At 66.9% G+C, this 17176-nt stretch carries 17 protein-coding genes; 9 read left to right on the top strand and 8 right to left on the bottom strand.

Annotation, left to right across the window (positions count from 1 at the left end; translation table 11 throughout):
- Nucleotides 1-17: 17 nt before the first annotated feature.
- Nucleotides 18-809 (bottom strand): exodeoxyribonuclease III, encoded by a 792-nt coding sequence (locus IV113_RS19575; protein ID WP_291088478.1) that lies wholly within the window; start codon nt 807-809, stop codon nt 18-20.
- 10 nt (nt 810-819) lie between these two features.
- Between IV113_RS19575 and pyrE the strand changes: the two genes are divergently transcribed.
- Both pyrE and IV113_RS19565 read left to right on the top strand, forming a co-directional pair.
- Nucleotides 820-1536, top strand: a complete 717-nt coding sequence (gene pyrE / locus IV113_RS19570) for an orotate phosphoribosyltransferase (RefSeq protein ID WP_291088476.1) — start codon at nt 820-822, stop codon at nt 1534-1536.
- A gap of 11 nt (nt 1537-1547) precedes the next feature.
- On the top strand, nt 1548-2240 hold the full coding sequence (locus IV113_RS19565; RefSeq protein WP_291088474.1) for a DUF4124 domain-containing protein: 693 nt from the start codon (nt 1548-1550) through the stop codon (nt 2238-2240).
- A gap of 27 nt (nt 2241-2267) precedes the next feature.
- Here IV113_RS19565 and gatB read toward each other — a convergent pair whose 3' ends face one another.
- Genes gatB through gatC form a run of 3 tightly spaced genes read right to left on the bottom strand, consistent with a single transcriptional unit; the run spans nt 2268 to nt 5514 of the window.
- A complete protein-coding gene (gene gatB, locus IV113_RS19560; protein ID WP_291088472.1) occupies nt 2268-3725 on the bottom strand; it encodes an Asp-tRNA(Asn)/Glu-tRNA(Gln) amidotransferase subunit GatB in 1458 nt (485 codons plus the stop codon).
- A 2-nt stretch (nt 3726-3727) separates the two neighbouring features.
- Nucleotides 3728-5218 (bottom strand): Asp-tRNA(Asn)/Glu-tRNA(Gln) amidotransferase subunit GatA, encoded by a 1491-nt coding sequence (gene gatA, locus IV113_RS19555; protein ID WP_291088471.1) that lies wholly within the window; start codon nt 5216-5218, stop codon nt 3728-3730.
- Nucleotides 5215-5514: an Asp-tRNA(Asn)/Glu-tRNA(Gln) amidotransferase subunit GatC gene (gatC, locus tag IV113_RS19550; protein ID WP_056264667.1), complete on the bottom strand. Its 300-nt coding sequence runs from the start codon at nt 5512-5514 to the stop codon at nt 5215-5217. The genes gatA and gatC overlap by 4 nt, the downstream gene beginning before the upstream one ends.
- Nucleotides 5515-5808: 294 nt before the next feature.
- Here gatC and IV113_RS19545 point away from each other — a divergent pair, with 294 nt between their 5' ends.
- Genes IV113_RS19545 through mrdA form a run of 4 tightly spaced genes read left to right on the top strand, consistent with a single transcriptional unit; the run spans nt 5809 to nt 10366 of the window.
- Entirely contained in the window at nt 5809-6852 is a 1044-nt protein-coding gene (locus IV113_RS19545; RefSeq protein WP_056264671.1) for a rod shape-determining protein, read from the top strand.
- Between the two features lie 60 nt (nt 6853-6912).
- Complete coding sequence (mreC, locus tag IV113_RS19540; RefSeq protein ID WP_291088466.1) at nt 6913-7851, top strand: rod shape-determining protein MreC; 939 nt, start codon at nt 6913-6915, stop codon at nt 7849-7851.
- Nucleotides 7848-8378: a rod shape-determining protein MreD gene (mreD, locus tag IV113_RS19535; RefSeq protein WP_291088464.1), complete on the top strand. Its 531-nt coding sequence runs from the start codon at nt 7848-7850 to the stop codon at nt 8376-8378. The genes mreC and mreD overlap by 4 nt, the downstream gene beginning before the upstream one ends.
- A gap of 2 nt (nt 8379-8380) precedes the next feature.
- Nucleotides 8381-10366: a penicillin-binding protein 2 gene (gene mrdA, locus IV113_RS19530; protein WP_291088462.1), complete on the top strand. Its 1986-nt coding sequence runs from the start codon at nt 8381-8383 to the stop codon at nt 10364-10366.
- A gap of 25 nt (nt 10367-10391) precedes the next feature.
- Here mrdA and IV113_RS19525 read toward each other — a convergent pair whose 3' ends face one another.
- Nucleotides 10392-11150 carry a TSUP family transporter gene (locus IV113_RS19525; protein ID WP_291088460.1) on the bottom strand — a complete coding sequence of 253 codons (759 nt, stop codon included), beginning with the start codon at nt 11148-11150 and terminating at the stop codon, nt 10392-10394.
- Nucleotides 11151-11286: 136 nt separating this feature from the next.
- Between IV113_RS19525 and IV113_RS19520 the strand changes: the two genes are divergently transcribed.
- The 3 genes from IV113_RS19520 to IV113_RS19510 all read left to right on the top strand — a co-directional run bounded on the left by IV113_RS19520 (nt 11287) and on the right by IV113_RS19510 (nt 14305).
- A complete protein-coding gene (locus IV113_RS19520) occupies nt 11287-12132 on the top strand; it encodes a metallophosphoesterase (RefSeq protein WP_291088458.1) in 846 nt (281 codons plus the stop codon).
- Between the two features lie 217 nt (nt 12133-12349).
- Nucleotides 12350-13741: an ammonium transporter gene (locus IV113_RS19515; protein WP_291088456.1), complete on the top strand. Its 1392-nt coding sequence runs from the start codon at nt 12350-12352 to the stop codon at nt 13739-13741.
- Nucleotides 13742-13864: 123 nt separating this feature from the next.
- Nucleotides 13865-14305: a hypothetical protein gene (locus IV113_RS19510; RefSeq protein WP_291088454.1), complete on the top strand. Its 441-nt coding sequence runs from the start codon at nt 13865-13867 to the stop codon at nt 14303-14305.
- Here the strand turns inward: IV113_RS19510 and IV113_RS19505 are convergent.
- The 3 genes from IV113_RS19505 to IV113_RS19495 all read right to left on the bottom strand — a co-directional run.
- Nucleotides 14302-15945: a GMC family oxidoreductase N-terminal domain-containing protein gene (locus IV113_RS19505; RefSeq protein WP_291088452.1), complete on the bottom strand. Its 1644-nt coding sequence runs from the start codon at nt 15943-15945 to the stop codon at nt 14302-14304. The two genes, IV113_RS19510 and IV113_RS19505, sit on opposite strands and share 4 nt — an antisense overlap.
- Nucleotides 15942-16229 carry a DUF2007 domain-containing protein gene (locus IV113_RS19500; RefSeq protein ID WP_291088450.1) on the bottom strand — a complete coding sequence of 96 codons (288 nt, stop codon included), beginning with the start codon at nt 16227-16229 and terminating at the stop codon, nt 15942-15944. Before IV113_RS19500 ends, IV113_RS19505 begins: the two co-directional genes overlap by 4 nt.
- A 120-nt stretch (nt 16230-16349) precedes the next feature.
- A partial coding sequence (locus IV113_RS19495) for an aldehyde dehydrogenase family protein (RefSeq protein ID WP_291088448.1) occupies nt 16350-17176 on the bottom strand: 827 nt, incomplete at its 5' end.

Genomic DNA, 17176 nt, shown 5'->3' with positions numbered 1-17176 from the left:
CTGCGCGGTCTGACAGCTCACAGGCTGAGGTCGTACTCGATCGTGATCGGCGCGTGATCGCTGAACTTCACGTCCTTGTAGATGTGTTCGCTGCGCGCCAGCGCCGCCAGCGCGGGTGTGGCCAGGTGGTAGTCCAGGCGCCAGCCCACGTTGTTCGCGTAGGCCTGGCCCCGGTTGCTCCACCACGTGTAGCAGGTGTCGGTGGTGTCGGGCTGCAGGCGGCGGTACACGTCGACCAGCCCGGCCTCGTCCAGCAGCTTGGTCATCCAGGCGCGCTCTTCGGGCAGGAAGCCGCTGTTCTTCTGGTTGCTGCGCCAGTTCTTCAGGTCGGCCTGCTGGTGGGCGATGTTCACGTCACCACACAGGATGAACTCGCGCTCGCCCTTGAGCGCCAGCAGGTGCGGGTGAAACTGCGCGAGAAAACGGTACTTGGCTGCCTGGCGCTCAGGGCCTGAGGAGCCGCTGGGAAAGTAGGCGCTGATGAGCGAGAGCTTGCGCTGGGGCGTGTCGAAGCGCAGTTCGGTGTAGCGGCCCTCGGCATCGAACTCTTCGCACCGAAACCCGGTGATCACGTCGCTGGGCTCGTGGCGGGTATAGACGCCCACGCCTGAGTACCCCTTTTTCTGGGCAAAGTGGAAATGGCCCCGCAGACCGGCGAGTTGCTCGAAGCGGCCGCTGACATCAAGCTCCTGCGCCTTGACCTCCTGCACACAAATACAATCCGGCTGGTGCGCGGCCAGCCATTTCTCCAACCCTTTGGTGGTGGCGGAGCGGATGCCGTTGAGGTTGAGGCTGGTCAGTTTGAACAAGGAAACCCCCATGGTGTTGGATACAGGCGCGTCCGATGCGGGCGCCCCGGACGCTGCGCTCGCGCAGGAATTCGTGCAGTTCTGTGTGGACGCCGGCGTGCTGCGCTTCGGTGAATTCAAGACCAAGGCGGGCCGGCTCTCGCCGTACTTCTTCAATGCCGGTCTGTTCGACGATGGCGCCAAGCTCGGGCGACTCGCGCAATTCTATGCAAAGGCCCTGATCGCCAGCGGCGTCGAGTTCGACATGATCTTCGGCCCGGCCTACAAGGGCATTCCGCTGGGCGCAGCTCTCGCCATCGAGCTTGCGCGCCTGGGCCTCAACGTGCCCTTTGCCTACAACCGCAAGGAAGCCAAGGATCACGGCGAAGGCGGCTCGTTGGTGGGCGCACCGCTCCAGGGCCGCGTCCTGATCATTGACGACGTGATGTCGGCCGGCACCGCCGCGCGCGAGTCGATCGCCCTGATCCGCGCCGCCGGGGCCACGCCGCACGCGGTGACCATTGCGCTGGACCGGCAGGAAAAGGCGACCGAGGTCGGGCCGGACGGCACCGTTCGCGACGTGGATCACAGTGCCGTGCAATATGTGCGGGAACAGCTCGGCATGCAGGTGTGCGCAATTGCCACCCTGGCGGATTTGCTGCAGTATCTGAGCGCTCACACTGGGGGGGAGTTCGATGCGCACCGCCAGCGGGTGCAGGCCTACCGCCTGCGCTACGGTGTGAACTGAAACCCCAAACCATGAACATCGCCCGACCCTCGATCCACTCCCGGCCACGCACTGTGCGCTGGAACGCGTGCGCCATGGTGATGAGTGCGGGCCTGTGGGCCGCGGCCAGCGCGCAGGCCCAGGGCATCTACACCTGCACCGACAGCAAGGGCCGGCGCATCACCTCGGACCGTCCGATCGTGGAATGCCTCGACCGTGAGCAACAGCAGTTGGGCAAGACGGGCATCGTGCGTCAGGTGGTGCCTCCCAGTTACACGGCCGACGAGCGCGCCAGACTGGAAGAAAAGCAAAGGGCCGAGAACGAGATCAAGGCCCGAGCGGCCGAGGAGAAACGCCGCGAGCGCGCCCTGCTGATCCGCTACCCCAACCAGACGGTGCACGACAAGGAACGCGCCGAAGCCCTGGCCCAGATCGATGAGGTGGTTGTTGCCGTGAACAAGCGCGAAGTGGCGCTGAAACAGCAGCGCAAGGAAGTCGATGCGGAGATGGAGTTCTATCAGGCCGATCCGAGCAAGGCGCCGTTCTGGCTGCGCCGCAAACTCGAAGACAGCGAGAAGCAGACGGTGGTGCAGAAGCGGTTTCTGGAAGAACAAGCCCAGGAGAAACAGCGCATCAACCAGCGTTTCGATGAAGAGCTGGTCAAGCTGCGCCAGCTCTGGTCACCCACCTCGGCGGCGGGCAACACCGGCACCGTCAAGCGCTGAACCCCACCCTCTGCGGGCGGGTGCACATCACTGCAGTTTCTGGCGCAGCACGTCGTTGACCTGCTGCGGGTTGGCCTTGCCCTTGCTGGCCTTCATGACCTGACCCACCAGCGCGTTGAAGGCCTTTTCCTTGCCGGCGCGGAACTGGGCCACGTTGTCGGCGTTGGCGGCCATCACCTCGTCGATGATCTTTTCCAGCGCGCCGGAGTCGTTCATCTGTTTGAGGCCTTTGGCTTCAATGATGGCATCCACGTCACTGCCTTCGACCGTCCACAAGGCGTCGAACACTTGCTTGGCCGCGTTGTTGGAGATCGTGCCGTCGGCGATGCGTGCGATCAGCGCGGCCAGTTGCGCCGCGCTCACCGGCACGCTGGCCATGCCGCCTTCGTCGGCGTTCAGCCGGCGCGAGACCTCGCCCATGATCCAGTTGCTCACCAGCTTCGCCTGGCCACTGGCCTTCGCGGCCGTCTCGAAGTAGGCGGCCATCGCCGGGCTTTGCGTGAGCGTGGTGGCGTCGTACTCGGGCAGGCCGTAGTCGCGCACCAGGCGCTCGGCCATGGCGCGTGGCAGCTCGGGCATGTCGGCGCGCACCTGTTCCACCCAGTCACGCCCGATCACCAGCGGCGGCAGATCCGGGTCGGGGAAGTAGCGGTAGTCGGCCGCGTCTTCCTTGGTGCGCATGGCGCGCGTCTCGCCGGTGTCGGGATCGAACAGCACCGTGGCTTGCTGGATCTTGTTGCCGTCTTCGATCTGTTCGATCTGCCAGCGCACTTCAAAGTCGATGGCCTGCTGCATGAACTTGAAGCTGTTCAGGTTCTTGATCTCGCGGCGCGTGCCCAGCGCCCCACCGGGCTTGCGCACCGAGACGTTGGCGTCGCAGCGGAACGAGCCTTCCTGCATGTTGCCGTCGCAGATGCCGATCCAGGTCACGATCTTGTGCAGCTCTTTCGCGTAGGCCACGGCCTCGGCGCTGGAGCGCATGTCGGGCTCGGTCACGATCTCCAGCAGCGGTGTGCCGGCGCGGTTGAGGTCGATGCCGCTCTGGCCGATGAAGTCTTCGTGCAGCGACTTGCCAGCGTCTTCTTCCAGGTGCGCGCGCACCAGGCGAACCGTCTTCTTCTCGTCACCCAGGAAGAAGCTGACCTCGCCGCCCTGCACCACCGGGATCTCGAACTGGCTGATCTGGTAGCCCTTGGGCAGGTCGGGGTAGAAGTAGTTCTTGCGCGCGAACACGCTCTGCTCGGCGATGTGCGAACCCAGCGCCAGGCCGAGGCGGATGGCGAGCTCGACGGCCGCCTTGTTCATCACCGGCAGCGTGCCGGGAAGGGCGAGGTCCACCGCGCAGGCCTGCGTGTTCGGCTCGGCGCCGAACGCCGTGGGCGCGCGGCTGAAGATCTTGGATTGCGTGGCGAGCTGGGTGTGGGTCTCGAAGCCGATGACGACCTCGTAACCGTGAACCAGGAGGGATTTGTGGGTGGTGCTCATGATCAGAATCCCGAGGGCGAACGGGTGTGCCAGTCGGTCGCCTGCTGGAAGGCATGCGCGGCCTGCAGCAGTTCACCTTCCTTGAAATAGTTGCCCACCAGTTGCAAGCCCACCGGCATGCCGCCGGCGCCAAAGCCCGCCGGCACGCTCATGCCGGGCAGGCCGGCCAGGCTGGTGGACAGGGTGTAGATGTCGGCCAGGTAGTTGGCCAGCGGGTCGTCGCTTTTCTCGCCGATCTTCCACGCCACGGTGGGCGCCACGGGGCCGGCGATGAGGTCGCAGCGCTCGAACGCGGACTGGAAGTCCTGCGCGATCAGGCGGCGGATCTGCTGCGCCTTGAGGTAGTAAGCGTCGTAGTAACCGTGGCTCAGCACGTAGGTGCCGATCATGATGCGGCGCTGCACCTCGGGGCCGAAGGCCTCGCTGCGCGACTTCTTGTACATGTCGAGCAGGTCGTCGTATTTCGCCGCGCGGTGGCCGAACTTCACACCGTCGAAACGGCTCAGGTTGCTCGACGCTTCGGCGGGCGCAATGATGTAGTAGACCGGGATGGACAGCTCGGTGCGCGGCAGCGAGATGTCGACCAGCGTGGCGCCCAGCTTCTCGTACTCGGCCAGAGCGCCTCGCACCGCGACCAACACATCGGGAGCACAGCCCGCGCCAAAGAACTCGGTGGGCAAACCGATGCGCAGGCCCTTGAGCGGCTGGGCGGCGGTGGCGCCTTCACGCGGGCGGTTGATCGCGGCGCTGTAGTCCTCGGCGGGGTGATCGAGGCTGGTGGAATCGCGGTCGATGTCGGGTCCGGCCATCGCGGTCAGCAGAGCGGCGCAGTCGGCGGCGCTGCGCGCCATGGGGCCGGCCTGGTCGAGGCTGGAGGCGAAGGCCACCATGCCGTAACGCGAACAGCGGCCATAGGTGGGCTTGATGCCGGTGATGCCGGTGAAGCTGGCGGGCTGGCGGATCGAGCCGCCGGTGTCGGTGCCGGTGGCCGCCGGGATCAGGCGCGCGGCCACGGCCGTGGCCGAACCACCCGAGGAACCGCCGGGCACACGTGTCACGTCCCAGGGGTTGTGCACCGGCCCAAAGGCGGAGTTGTCGTTGCCCGAGCCCATGGCGAACTCGTCGCAGTTGAGCTTGCCCAGCGACACGGCGCCGGCCTGGGCCAGATGGGCCACCACCGTGGCGTCGAACGGGCTCTGGTAACCCGAGAGGATCTTCGAGCCGGCGGTGGTGGGGAAATCTTTCGTGACGAAGATGTCCTTGTGCGCCAGCGGCACACCCAGCAGCGGCGTGCGTTCGCCGGCGGCGATGCGCGCGTCGGCCGCGCGGGCCTGGGCCAGCGTGGCCTCTTCGTTGAAGGCCAGGTAAGCACCCAGCGAGGCGAACTGTTTCGCGCGGGCCAGCAGGTGCTGCGCGGCCTCGACGCTGCTGGTCTGCTTGTTGGCGATGGCGGCGGCGAGCTCGGTGACGCCCAGGGTGTGCAGCTCGCTCATTCGATCACCTTCGGCACGAGGAACAGGCCGCGCTCAACCGCCGGGGCGCTTTTCTGATTGGCTTCGCGGTTGTTGGGTTCGCTGGCCACATCGGGGCGCAGGCGCAGCGAGACGTGATCGATCACGGCGGTGGGGTGGGCCAGGGGCTCCACGCCGGTGGTGTCAACCGCGTTCATTTGTTCCACGGTGTCGAAGAAGCCATTGAGCTGGGTCAGCATGCGCTCGCTCTGCGGCTCGGTGAGCTCCAGGCGCGCGAGGTTGGCGATGCGGCCGATGTCGGACAGGGTCAGGGACATGTCGAGGTGGTTCCGGAAGGAGGGATCTGCAGCGCCCCCAACGCGGCCCAAGGCGCTGAAACGCCGTGTAAATCGCAGAAATGGGGCCTGCTTGCATGCAGTTATGCACAGGGGATACGGTATTATCCAAGGTTTAACGGCAGACCCCGTGCCGCCACGGTTTTTGCCTTGGAATCAAACACTTAGAACCGATGTCCGGCCTTCCTTCTGGCTCCATCCCAGGTCCCGCATTCGGCCTCATTTCCGGCTTGGAGCGCGCCATGCCGCGCCCCGGCTCCACAGGATCCATCCACCATGTTTGAAGCTTTTCGTCGGCAATTCTCGACCGACCTGGCCATCGACCTCGGCACCGCCAACACCCTCATCTACGTTCGCAACAAGGGCATCGTGCTCGACGAACCCTCGGTGGTCTCGATCCGCCATGAAGGCGGGCCCCAGGGCAAGAAGACCATCCAGGCGGTCGGCCACGAAGCCAAGGCCATGCTGGGCAAGGTGCCCGGCAACATCGAAGCCATCCGCCCCATGAAAGACGGCGTGATCGCCGACTTCACCGTCACCGAGCAGATGCTCAAGCAGTTCATCAAGATGGTGCACCCGCGCTCGATGTTCAAGCCGAGCCCGCGCATCATCATCTGCGTGCCCTGCGGTTCGACCCAGGTCGAGCGCCGCGCGATCCGCGAATCCGCCCTGGGCGCCGGCGCCTCCGAGGTCTACCTGATCGAAGAACCCATGGCCGCGGCCATCGGCGCGGGTCTGCCGGTCTCCGACGCCTCCGGCTCCATGGTGGTCGACATCGGCGGCGGCACCACCGAAGTGGGCGTGATCAGCCTGGGCGGCATGGTCTACAAGGGCAGCGTTCGCGTGGGCGGTGACCGCTTCGACGAAGCCATCATTGCCTACATCCGCCGCAACTACGGCATGTTGATCGGCGAGCCCACGGCCGAAGCGATCAAGAAGCAGATTGGCTCGGCCTTCCCCGGCTCGGAAGTCAAGGAAATGGAAGTCAAGGGCCGCAACCTGTCCGAGGGCGTGCCGCGCAGCTTCACCATCTCCAGCAACGAGATCCTCGAAGCGCTGACCGACCCGCTGAACAACATCGTCACCGCGGTGAAGATGGCGCTGGAACACACGCCGCCCGAGCTGGGCGCCGACATCGCCGAGCGCGGCATGATGCTCACCGGCGGCGGCGCGCTGCTGCGTGACCTGGACCGCCTGCTGGCCGAAGAAACCGGCTTGCCGGTGCTGGTGGCCGAAGAGCCACTGACCTGCGTGGTGCGCGGTTGCGGCATGGCCCTGGAGCGCATGGAGCGCCTGGGCACCATCTTCACCAGCGAATAAGGCACGCGCCGCACTCCGGCGCCCGTTCACCCACACACCACCAGACCCACCCCGAGCGTCATGCCACTGGGCACCCTGGACAGAACCCCGCCCCCCTTCTTCAAGCAGGGGCCGTCGGCCCTGTCCAAACTGGTGGTGTTCAGCGCGCTGGCGCTCTTTCTCATGGTGGCCGACCTGCGCTTTGAAGTGGCGCGCCCGGTGCGGGCATCCATCGCCGCAGCGCTGTACCCGGTGCAGTGGCTGGTGTTGCAGCCGGTGCAAGCCCTGGCGGGCGTGGGCGGATATTTCACCTCGCTGCACAACGCGCAGCAAAGCGAGGGTGAGGCGCTCAAGCGCCTGGCCACCCAGGCCGATCGCACCTTGCAGCTGGAACAAATGGCGCTGGAAAACCAACGCCTGCGCGCACTGCTGGCCATGCGCGAGCGCACCGGCACACAAGCCATGGGCGCGCAGGTGCTCTACGACGCGGCCGATCCGTACTCGCGCAAGATCGTGATCGACCGCGGCCAGACGCAAGGCGTGCAGGCCGGCTCACCCGTGATCGACGAGAGCGGCGTGCTCGGGCAGGTCACGCGCGTGTACCCGCTGGTGTCCGAGGTGAGCCTGCTGATCGACCGCGACATGGCCATTCCCGTGCTGAACACGCGCACCGGCGTTCGCAGCGTGGCCTATGGCGAGCCCTCCACCAAGGGCGACGGCATGGAGCTGCGCTACACGCTGGCCAGCGCCGACATCGCCCAGGGCGATCTGCTCACCACCAGTGGTGTGGACGGTGTGTACCCGCCCGGCCTGCCCGTGGCGCGCGTGACGCTGGTGGAGCGCCAGGCCGAATCGTCCTTTTCGCGCATTGAAGCCGAACCGCTGGCGCAGGTTCAGGGCACGCTGCATGTGCTGGTGCTCACGCCGGCCGGCACCACGCTGCCGCCCTCACCGATGACCGCGCCCGCCCGCGCGGCCGGCCCGACCGATCGCCCGGGTGTCCGGAGCAGCGCGCCATGATCATGCGTCCCGGCCAGCAGCTGCTGCTGCCCGCCAACCCGGCCTTCATCTGGTTCAGCCTGATCGCTGCACTGATGTTCAACATGCTCATGAACATGGGCCTGTGGGGCCGCGCGGCCTGGGTGCCCGACCTGCTGGCGGTGGCATTGGTGTTCTGGAGCGTGCACCAGCCGTTGCGCATTGGCGTGGGCGTGGCATTTGCCTTCGGGCTGGCCATGGACGTGCACCAAGGCTCCCTGCTGGGCCAGCACGCCCTGGCCTACACGGTGCTCGGTTTTCTGGCCATCTCCATGCACCGCCGACTGCTCTGGTTCGGCGTGCCCAACCAGGCGGTGCAGGTGTTGCCATTGTTTGTCGCCGCGCACGTGCTGGAATTGCTGGCGCGCATGGCCTCGGGGGGCAGTTTTCCAGGCGTGCTGTATTTCCTGGCGCCTGCGCTGGAGGCGGCGCTGTGGCCGGTGGTGAGCGTTTTGCTTCTGGCCCCCCAGCGCAGAGCCCCCAACCCGGACGACAACAGGCCCTTGTAGCCATGACCGAACTGCGAAACGTCGAAGCCGACCTGGCCCAGTTCCGCACCCGCTTGCTGGTGATCGGGCTGGCGGTGGTGTTCGCGTTTGGCCTGATCGCGGCGCGCATGGTGTATCTGCAGGTGGTGCGTCACGACGATCTGCTGGCGCAGGCCGAGAGCAACCGCACCGCGGTGCTCCCAGTGGTGCCCAACCGGGGCCAGATCGTGGACCGCAACGGCCGCGTGCTGGCCACCAACTACTCGGCCTACACGCTGGAGATCACGCCCTCGCGAGTGCTCGACATGGAAGCGACCATCGCCCAGCTCGGCGAGCTGATGGAAATCACCCCGCGCGACCAACGCCGGTTTCGCAAGCTGCTCGAAGAGTCGCACCGCTTCGACTCGCTGCCCATCCGCACCCGCCTCACCGACGAAGAGGTGGCGCGGTTCACCGTGCAGCGCTACCGCTTTCCCGGCGTGGACGTGCGCGCGCGGCTGCTGCGCCAGTACCCCAACGGCGAGACCGCCAGCCACGTGGTCGGCTACATCGGGCGCATCAACCAGCGCGAGAAGGAATCGATTGCCGACTGGGACGAGGAAGAACAGGCCAACTACCGCGGCACCGAGTACATCGGCAAGCTGGGCGCAGAACAAAGCTATGAGCAGACGCTGCACGGCACCACCGGCTTCGAGCGGGTGGAAACCTCGGCCGGCGGCCGGGCCGTGCGCTCGCTGGCCAACACACCCGCCACGCCCGGCGACACCGTGGTGCTGTCCATCGACATCCAGCTGCAGAAGCTGATCGAGGACATGTTTGGCGAGCGGCGCGGCGCGCTGGTGGCGATCGATCCGCGCACCGGTGAAGTGCTGGCCTTCGTGAGCAAACCCACCTTCGACCCCAACCTGTTCGTCGAGGGCATCGACGTGGAAAACTGGCGCGCACTCAACGAGTCGCTGGACAAGCCGCTGTTGAATCGAGCCCTGCGCGGGACCTACCCGCCCGGCTCCACCTACAAGCCCTTCATGGCACTGGGAGCGCTGGAGACGGGCGCCCGTTCGGCCCAGACGGTCATCAACGACCCGGGCTTCTGGATGTTCGGCAGCCACCGCTTCCGCAGCCACGGTGACGGTGGTCTGGGCGCGGTGGACATGAAGCGCAGCATCGTGAAGTCGAGCAACACCTACTACTACTCGCTGGCCAACGAGATGGGTGTTGACGCCATGCACGACTTCATGAAACCGCTGGGTTTCGGGCAGATCACCGGCATCGATCTGCGCGGCGAGGTGCGCGGCGTGCTGCCCAGCCAGGCCTGGAAGCGCAACACCTACAAGCGCCCGGATCAACAGCGCTGGTATCCCGGCGAGACGATCTCGCTGGGCATCGGCCAGGGCTACAACAGCTTCACCGTGCTGCAACTCGCCCACGCCATGGCGACGCTGGCCAATGGTGGCATCAAGCACGCGCCGCACCTGACCATGGCGACCGAGAACGTGATCACCCGCGAGCGCAGCCCGCTGCCCACGCCGCCGGCGGTGAGCCTGGGCTACAAGCCCGAGCACGTGCGCACGGTGCTCGAAGCCATGCAGGCCGTGACCACCGAGGGCACCTCCACCCGCGTGTTTGCCGGCGCCGGCTACGCCAGCGGCGGCAAGACGGGCACGGCGCAGGCGGTGACGATCGGACAGCGCGACCGCTACGACGCGCGCAAGATGGAAGAGCACCAGCGCGACCACGCGCTGTACGTGGCCTTCGCCCCGGTCGACCAGCCCCGCGTGGCGATTGCCCTGGTGGTGGAGAACGCGGGCTTCGGCGCCGCGCACGCAGCGCCCATCGCGCGGCGCGTGTTCGACTACCTGCTGCTGGACCAATACCCCAATCCGCAAGACCTGGCCGCCGTGCGCGTGGGCCAGGCGTCAGCCCCCATGGGAGTGCCGCTCAAAGCCAGTGCCATGCCCTGGCCACCGGAAACGGCGGCCACTCCAGCGCCGCTTCGCGTCACCCCCTGACCGAAGGTGCGGCGCGGGGGTGGGCCTACCTCACCCAAGCGTCGTAAGTCGTCTTCAAAATCAGCGCCGACACCACCACGATGAAGGCGATGCGCACGAAGCCGCTGCCGTGTTTGAGCGCCAGTCGCGTCCCGAGCAAGCTGCCTACCACGTTGGCCACCGCCATGGCCAGCACGAAGTGCCACCAGACGTGGCCCTTCCAGGCAAACAGCGACAGCGCGGCCAGGTTGGTGGCGGTGTTGATGAGCTTGGCGCTGGCGCTGGCGTGCAGGAAGTCGTAGCCCAGCCAGCGCACGAACAGGAACACGAAGAAGCTGCCGGTGCCGGGGCCGAAGAAGCCGTCATAGAAGCCGATGGTCAGTCCCAGCACGCAGGCGGCCGCGGCTTCTTGCCGGCCGCTGAAGCGCGGCGCGTGATGGCGACCCAGGTCCTTGCGCGCCAGCGTGTAGCCCAGCACCAGCACCAGCACCAGGGGCAACGCGCGGCGCAGGAAATCGGGCGAGATGATGGTCACCGTCCAGGCGCCGGCCATGGACCCCACAAAGCCCACGGCCGCGGCGGGCAGCAGGGCATGCCACGGCATGTTGACGCGTCGGGCGTACTGCCATGTGGCCGCTGCGGTGCCCCACACCGAGGCCCCCTTGTTCACGCCGAACAGCGTGGCCGGGTGGGTGGTGGGAAACATGGCAAACAAGGCGGGCACCAGGATGAGGCCGCCGCCGCCCACGATCGAATCCACGAAGCCGGCGAACAACGAGGCCAGCGAGACAAGCAACAATTCCATGCGGTGATTGTCGCTGCGGCGATGTGGGCTCCCGGCGCGCGCGCCTGACACCTCGCCGGACACCTGACTGTCACGTCACCGAGCTACGCTGCAAGCACCACCAGCCGGCATCGACCTGAAGGAAGAGGAGTCCGCCATGCGCATTGCCCTGATCGCGGACTCCCATCTGTCGGCCCGTTCGCCGGAATGCGTGGCGAACTGGCGCGTTGCGGCGCGGGCCGTCGAGCGCCTCGCCCCCGACCTGACGGTGCACCTGGGCGACATCACACTGGACGGTCAGACCCACGCCGAAGAACTGGGATTCGCGGCGCGCCTCGTGCAGCAGTGGCCGACGACGATGCGCTGCGTGCCCGGCAACCACGATCTGGGCGACGGCTCGGGGGAAATGCCGTTGGACGACCGTCTGCTGGGCGCCTACGCAGACGCATTCGGCCCGGACCGATGGGCCCTGCGCGCCGGCGACTGGCTGCTGATGGGCATCAATGCGCAACTGCTGGGCAGCGGGTCTGAACAGGAACTGGCCCAGTGGCACTGGATGGAGGGTCAGGTGAGTGATGCGTCCCGCGAGCACGCGCACACCGCGCTGTTCCTGCACCGCCCGGTGTTGCGGTCACCATCGGACGAACCGGCCCGCCCGGGACGCTATGTGGCCAGCGTGGCGGCCCGGCGCCTGCTGGAGGGTGCACTGCAGTCAACACTGCGGCTGGTGGTCTCGGGCCATACCCATCAATACCTGGATGTCACGGTCCGGGGCGTGCGCCACGTGTGGATGCCCTCGAGCGCCTTCGTGCTGCCCGACACCGTGCAGACCCGCGCGGGCGAAAAACTGGTCGGCATCGGCGTGCTCGATGTGGGCGGTGAGGCCGCGCAATTCGACCTTTGGTGTCCGGACGGCATGGCGCGGCACGACCTCGGCACACTGCCCTTTTTCCAGACCATGACCGACGGACAAAAAAAAACCGACCCTCGCGGGTCGGTTTGAGCAATCGGGCATCTCTGGAGGACGCTGAAACACGTTTTTGTGATTGGACTGGGCTTGTCTCCTCGGTCCCCCGCGGTCACCAGCGCAGTGCGCTTGAGCGAGTGCATGCACTGTAGCGGCCCGCACCAGGGGTGTGCATCCGGGGTTTCCCTTGGCCGGGAGAACCCTTGGCACAGTTGATGCACTGGCCCCGGGGTCGTTGGAAACAGGTAACAAAATGCACCATAACCGTGTAACCGCCCTTCTTCGCCCACCCCACCACCAGAGAAACTTTCTTTCAATTCCCGCGCTTCTCGCCCTGCTGGGGCCGCTGACATCCGCTGCTCAAACGGCGCCCGCTGCCACACAACCGGCGGCACTCACCGCACCCGGGCTGGTGGCGGCCAGCACGATCCAGGGCGCAGACACCGCCTGGCTCATGGTGAGCACCGCGCTGGTCCTGCTCATGACGCTGCCGGGCATCGCACTCTTCTATGGCGGGATGGTGCGCCGCTTCAACGTGATCAACACCATGGCCAGCGTGGTGGGCATCGCCGCGGTGGTGAGCCTGCTGTGGTTTGGCGTGGCGTATTCGCTGGCGTTCACGCCCGGGGGCGCCATGGGGGGATTCATCGGTGGCGTGGAGCGCATGGGCTTCTCGGGCATGGAGTTCCTGGGCTCCACCGGCCAGGTGGCCGTGAGCCACATCGCCAAACACCTGCCCGAGTCGGTGTTTGCCATGTTCCAGCTCACCTTTGCGATCATCACCTGCGCGCTGGTGGTGGGTGCGCTGGTGGAGCGCATGCACTTCGGTGCGCTGCTCACCTTCACCGGCCTGTGGCTGCTGCTGGTGTACGCGCCCATCGCCCACTGGGTGTGGGAGCCGGGCGGCTGGCTGGCGCAACTCGGCGCGCTGGACTTTGCTGGCGGTTCGGTGGTGCACATCAACGCCGGCGCCGCCGCGCTGGTCTGCGCCTACGCCCTGGGCCCACGCGAGGGCTATGGCCGCGAGCCGTTCATTCCGTTCAACCTCGGCCTCACCATGGCAGGCACCGGTCTCCTGTGGGTAGGCTGGTTCGGCTTCAATGCCGGCTCCGCGCTGGCGGCCGACGGCCGCGCCGGCCTGGCCATGCTGGTCACACACATCGCGGCCGCTGCGGGTGCGCTCTCGTGGATGGGCGCGGAGTGGCTGGCGCGCAAACGCGCGTCGCTGCTCGGCCTGTGCTCGGGCGTGGTGGCGGGTCTGGTGGCCATCACCCCGGCGGCGGGCTTTGTGTCGCCCCGCAGCGCGCTCGTCATTGGCCTGGTGGCCGGCGTGGCCTGCTACTGGGGCGCCACCGCGCTCAAGCGCAAGCTGCGCGCCGACGACTCGCTCGATGTGTTCGGTGTGCACGGTGTGGGCGGCCTGGTGGGCGCATTGCTCACCGGCTTGCTGGCCGACCCGGCCATCTCCGGCGTGGAGGCGAGCTTCATGGCGCAGGTGATCGCGTGTGTGGCCGTGCTGGCCTACAGCCTGGTCATGACGGCCGTGGTGCTGTGGATCACCTCGCGCTTCACCACACTGCGCGTGCGCGAGTTTGAAGAACGCGCCGGGCTCGATGTGTCCTTGCACAACGAAAGCTTGAGTTGACCCCCTGCGCGCCGGCGGCGCTTCCCCCAAGGGGGATGCCGCCTGGGGCCGGCGGAGCCGGACCCGCAGCGGCCCTTGACGAAGACCTGGCGCGCGCATCGTGCCGTGATGAAGGAGCAGGCCATGAGCACCACTGATGTCTTTGCCATCGCAGCACACCTGCACGTGTTGCTGCGTCGCAAGACCGGCCGCGTGACCGACACCGAATGGCTGGCCAGCAATGCGGACTACGCGCGCGAGGTCGTGAGATTCACGCGCGAGAAAGCCACAGCGGAGGAGCACGCCGACCTGCGTATCCTGGCCGACAAACTCGAGGCGGCCATCCCGTTGATCGCCGCACCGGGGCGCAAACCCCTGCTGCAGGTGGCGGCCGACACGCTGAAAGCGGGCCAGGTCAGCGTGACGGCAGCGCAGCGCGCAGCCACACCAAGATCAGGCGGGTTTGCCAATTCGGTACCCGGGCAACACAGCGGCTTCATCGAGTCCACGCTGATTTCCGCATTCGGCGGGCCGCGCAAGGAAGGCGAAGACCCGGATGCCCGCTACGTCGGCGGCATCCGTTAGTTCCCAGCCACCAGCCACCGAGCCGCCTTCTCCGCAATCATGAGCGTGGGGCTGTTGGTGTTGCCGCTGGTGATGGTGGGCATCACGCCCGCGTCCACCACGCGAAGCCCCGCCACGCCGCGCACGCGCAGGTGGCTGTCGACCACCGCCATCGGGTCGCTGGCAGCACCCATCTTCGTGGTGCCGACCGGGTGGAAGATGGTGCTGGCAATGTCGCCGGCCAGGCGGGCCAACTCTTCGTCGCTCTGGAACTGCACGCCGGGCTTGTGCTCTTGCGGCTGGTATTTCGCGAGTGCCGGCTGGGCCACGATGCGGCGCGTCACGCGCAGGCTGTCGGCGGCCACCTGGCGGTCTTCGGGTGTGCTCAGATAACACGGCGCGATCGCCGGGGCAGCGTCGGCCTTCGCCGAGGTGATGCGCACATGGCCGCGGCTGGTGGGGTTGAGGTTGCACACGCTGGCGGTGAAGGCCGGGAAGCTGTGCAGGGGTTCACCGAACGCATCCAGGCTGAGCGGTTGCACGTGGTATTCGATGTTGGGCCAGGGCTGGGCCGGGTCGCTGCGGGTGAAGGCGCCTAGCTGGCTGGGTGCCATGCTCATGGGGCCGCTGCGCTTGAGCGCGTATTCCAGCCCGATCATGGCCTTGCCCCAGAGGCTGCTGGCGAGCACGTTGAGCGTGGTTGCGCCCTGCACCTTGAACACCGCGCGGATCTGCAGGTGGTCTTGCAGGTTCTCGCCCACGCCGGGCAGTTCGTGCTGCACAGCAATGCCATGCTGCTGCAGCAATGCCGCCGGGCCGATGCCCGAGCGCTGCAGGATGGCCGGCGAGCCGATGCTGCCCGCACTCAGCACCACTTCGCAGGCGGCCGACACGCGCACCGTCTGCCCGCCGCGCAACAGCTCGACGCCGGTGCAACGCAGCTGGCCGCTGGCGTCGCGTTCCAGCACCAGTTTGTCGGTGGCGGTTTCGGTCCACACGGTGAGGTTGGGGCGGTGCTGCACCGGGCGAAGAAACGCCTTCGACGCATTCCAGCGCCAGCCGCTTTTCTGGTTCACCTCGAAGTAACCCACGCCTTCGTTGTTGCCGGTGTTGAAGTCGGTGCTGGCGGGCACGCCGGCTTGCTGCGCGGCCTGCGCGAACGCGTCGAGCACGTCCCAGCGCAGCCGCTGCTTCTCGATGCGCCACTCACCGCCATGCCCGTGCAACTTCGCGAAGGTCGGATCTTGCGCTGCGTCGAGCCGGTGGTGGTCTTCGTGCGCCTTGAAGTCGGGCAGGCAGTTGTCCCAGCGCCAGTCGTCGTCGCCAGTGAGCTGCGCCCACTGGTCGTAGTCGCGGCTCTGGCCGCGCATGTAGATCATGCCGTTGATGCTTGAGCAGCCGCCCAGGCCCTTGCCGCGCGGATAGCGCAACCGGCGGCCGTTGAGCCCCGGATCCGCCTCGGTCTGGTAGAGCCAATCGGTGCGCGGATTGCCGATGCAATAGAGGTAACCCACCGGGATGTGGATCCAGTGGTAGTCGTCCTTGCGGCCGGCCTCGACGAGCAGCACGCGTTTCGTCGCATCGGCCGAGAGTCGGTTGGCCAGCAGGCAGCCGGCGGTGCCGGCGCCGATGACGATGAAGTCGAAGGTGGTGGTGTTCATGGTGCCTCGGGGTCTGTGTCGTCCAGACTGAAGTCGCCGCGCTGAAACGCTGCGACCACGGCCTCTGCCTCCGCGAAGCGGTGCTCGGGCACCATCACGCGCACGGGGATGGCGCCAGCCAGCAGCGTGTGGGTTTGCACGAGGTGCGCATCGGCCACCGCCGCCGGCACCCCCCCGGCCTGCAGGCACCCGCGCAACAGGTAGGCCTCGGTCGGGCTGAAAAACGTGACGAGTGTCTTCCAATCCCCTTGTTCAGGGTCGTAAGCACTGTTGCCGTCGTCCATCACCACCAGGCTCCCCCCTGCGCGCCTTCGGCACTTCCCCCCTGAGGGGGGACGACACCTGCGGCCCGGCAAAGCCGGTTCCGCGGTGTCCCTGGAAAAAGGCACCACGCGCCGGCCATGTCACTTCGACACGGGCATGACGAACTCGGCGCCTTTGGCGATGCTCTCGGGCCAGCGCTGCATGATCGATTTCTGCTTGGTGTAGAAGCGCACACCCTCTTCGCCATACGCGTGCATGTCGCCGAACAGGCTCTTCTTCCAGCCACCAAAACCGTGCCACGCCATGGGCACCGGAATCGGCACGTTGATGCCGACCATGCCCACCTGGATGCGCCGAGCGAATTCACGGGCCGCGTGGCCGTCGCGGGTGAAGCAGCTCACGCCGTTGCCGAACTCGTGGTCGTTGATGATCTGCACGGCTTTCGCGAAGTCGGGCACGCGCACGCAACTCAGCACGGGGCCGAAGATTTCTTCCTTGTAGATCTTCATGTCGGTCGTCACGTGGTCGAACAGCGTGCCGCCCATCCAGAAGCCCTTGCCACAACCGTCGCCGGTCTGCGCGGCGTCGAAGCCGCGGCCGTCCACCAGCATCTGCGCGCCTTCTTTCGCACCCGCCTCGATGTAGCCGGTGATGCGCTGGTGCGCGGCGGCCGTGACGATGGGGCCCATCTCGGCGGCCAGGTTGGTGCCGTTGAGCACCTTCAGCGCCTGGGTGCGTTCGATCAGCTTGGGCATGATCTTGTCGGCCACGTCGCCCACCAGCACCGCCACGCTGATCGCCATGCAGCGTTCGCCGGCCGAGCCATAGGCCGCGCCGATCAATGCATCCACCGCCTGGTCCAGGTCGGCGTCGGGCATCACCACCATGTGGTTCTTCGCGCCACCCAGGGCTTGCACGCGTTTGCCGTGGTGCGCGCCGGTCTCGTAGATGTAGTTCGCGATCGGCG

Origin of the sequence: Hydrogenophaga sp. (assembly GCF_018780385.1) — a bacterium.
Classification (GTDB): domain Bacteria; phylum Pseudomonadota; class Gammaproteobacteria; order Burkholderiales; family Burkholderiaceae_C; genus Hydrogenophaga.
The sequence above is the reverse complement of the archived record's forward strand: the minus strand, read 5'-3'. Positions and strand labels throughout refer to the sequence as shown.

What these genes read in the sequence shown, in the direction of transcription:
- gatB (WP_291088472.1), bottom strand. Translation starts at nt 3,725, where the DNA reads ATGAGCACCACCCACAAATCCCTCCTGGTTCACGGTTACGAGGTCGTC.
- gatC (WP_056264667.1), bottom strand. Translation starts at nt 5,514, where the DNA reads ATGTCCCTGACCCTGTCCGACATCGGCCGCATCGCCAACCTCGCGCGC.
- pyrE (WP_291088476.1), top strand. Translation starts at nt 820, where the DNA reads ATGGTGTTGGATACAGGCGCGTCCGATGCGGGCGCCCCGGACGCTGCG.
- IV113_RS19545 (WP_056264671.1), top strand. Translation starts at nt 5,809, where the DNA reads ATGTTTGAAGCTTTTCGTCGGCAATTCTCGACCGACCTGGCCATCGAC.
- IV113_RS19500 (WP_291088450.1), bottom strand. Translation starts at nt 16,229, where the DNA reads ATGGACGACGGCAACAGTGCTTACGACCCTGAACAAGGGGATTGGAAG.
- mreD (WP_291088464.1), top strand. Translation starts at nt 7,848, where the DNA reads ATGATCATGCGTCCCGGCCAGCAGCTGCTGCTGCCCGCCAACCCGGCC.
- mrdA (WP_291088462.1), top strand. Translation starts at nt 8,381, where the DNA reads ATGACCGAACTGCGAAACGTCGAAGCCGACCTGGCCCAGTTCCGCACC.
- IV113_RS19520 (WP_291088458.1), top strand. Translation starts at nt 11,287, where the DNA reads ATGCGCATTGCCCTGATCGCGGACTCCCATCTGTCGGCCCGTTCGCCG.
- gatA (WP_291088471.1), bottom strand. Translation starts at nt 5,218, where the DNA reads ATGAGCGAGCTGCACACCCTGGGCGTCACCGAGCTCGCCGCCGCCATC.
- IV113_RS19565 (WP_291088474.1), top strand. Translation starts at nt 1,548, where the DNA reads ATGAACATCGCCCGACCCTCGATCCACTCCCGGCCACGCACTGTGCGC.
- IV113_RS19510 (WP_291088454.1), top strand. Translation starts at nt 13,865, where the DNA reads ATGAGCACCACTGATGTCTTTGCCATCGCAGCACACCTGCACGTGTTG.
- mreC (WP_291088466.1), top strand. Translation starts at nt 6,913, where the DNA reads ATGCCACTGGGCACCCTGGACAGAACCCCGCCCCCCTTCTTCAAGCAG.
- IV113_RS19525 (WP_291088460.1), bottom strand. Translation starts at nt 11,150, where the DNA reads ATGGAATTGTTGCTTGTCTCGCTGGCCTCGTTGTTCGCCGGCTTCGTG.
- IV113_RS19505 (WP_291088452.1), bottom strand. Translation starts at nt 15,945, where the DNA reads ATGAACACCACCACCTTCGACTTCATCGTCATCGGCGCCGGCACCGCC.
- IV113_RS19515 (WP_291088456.1), top strand. Translation starts at nt 12,350, where the DNA reads ATGCACCATAACCGTGTAACCGCCCTTCTTCGCCCACCCCACCACCAG.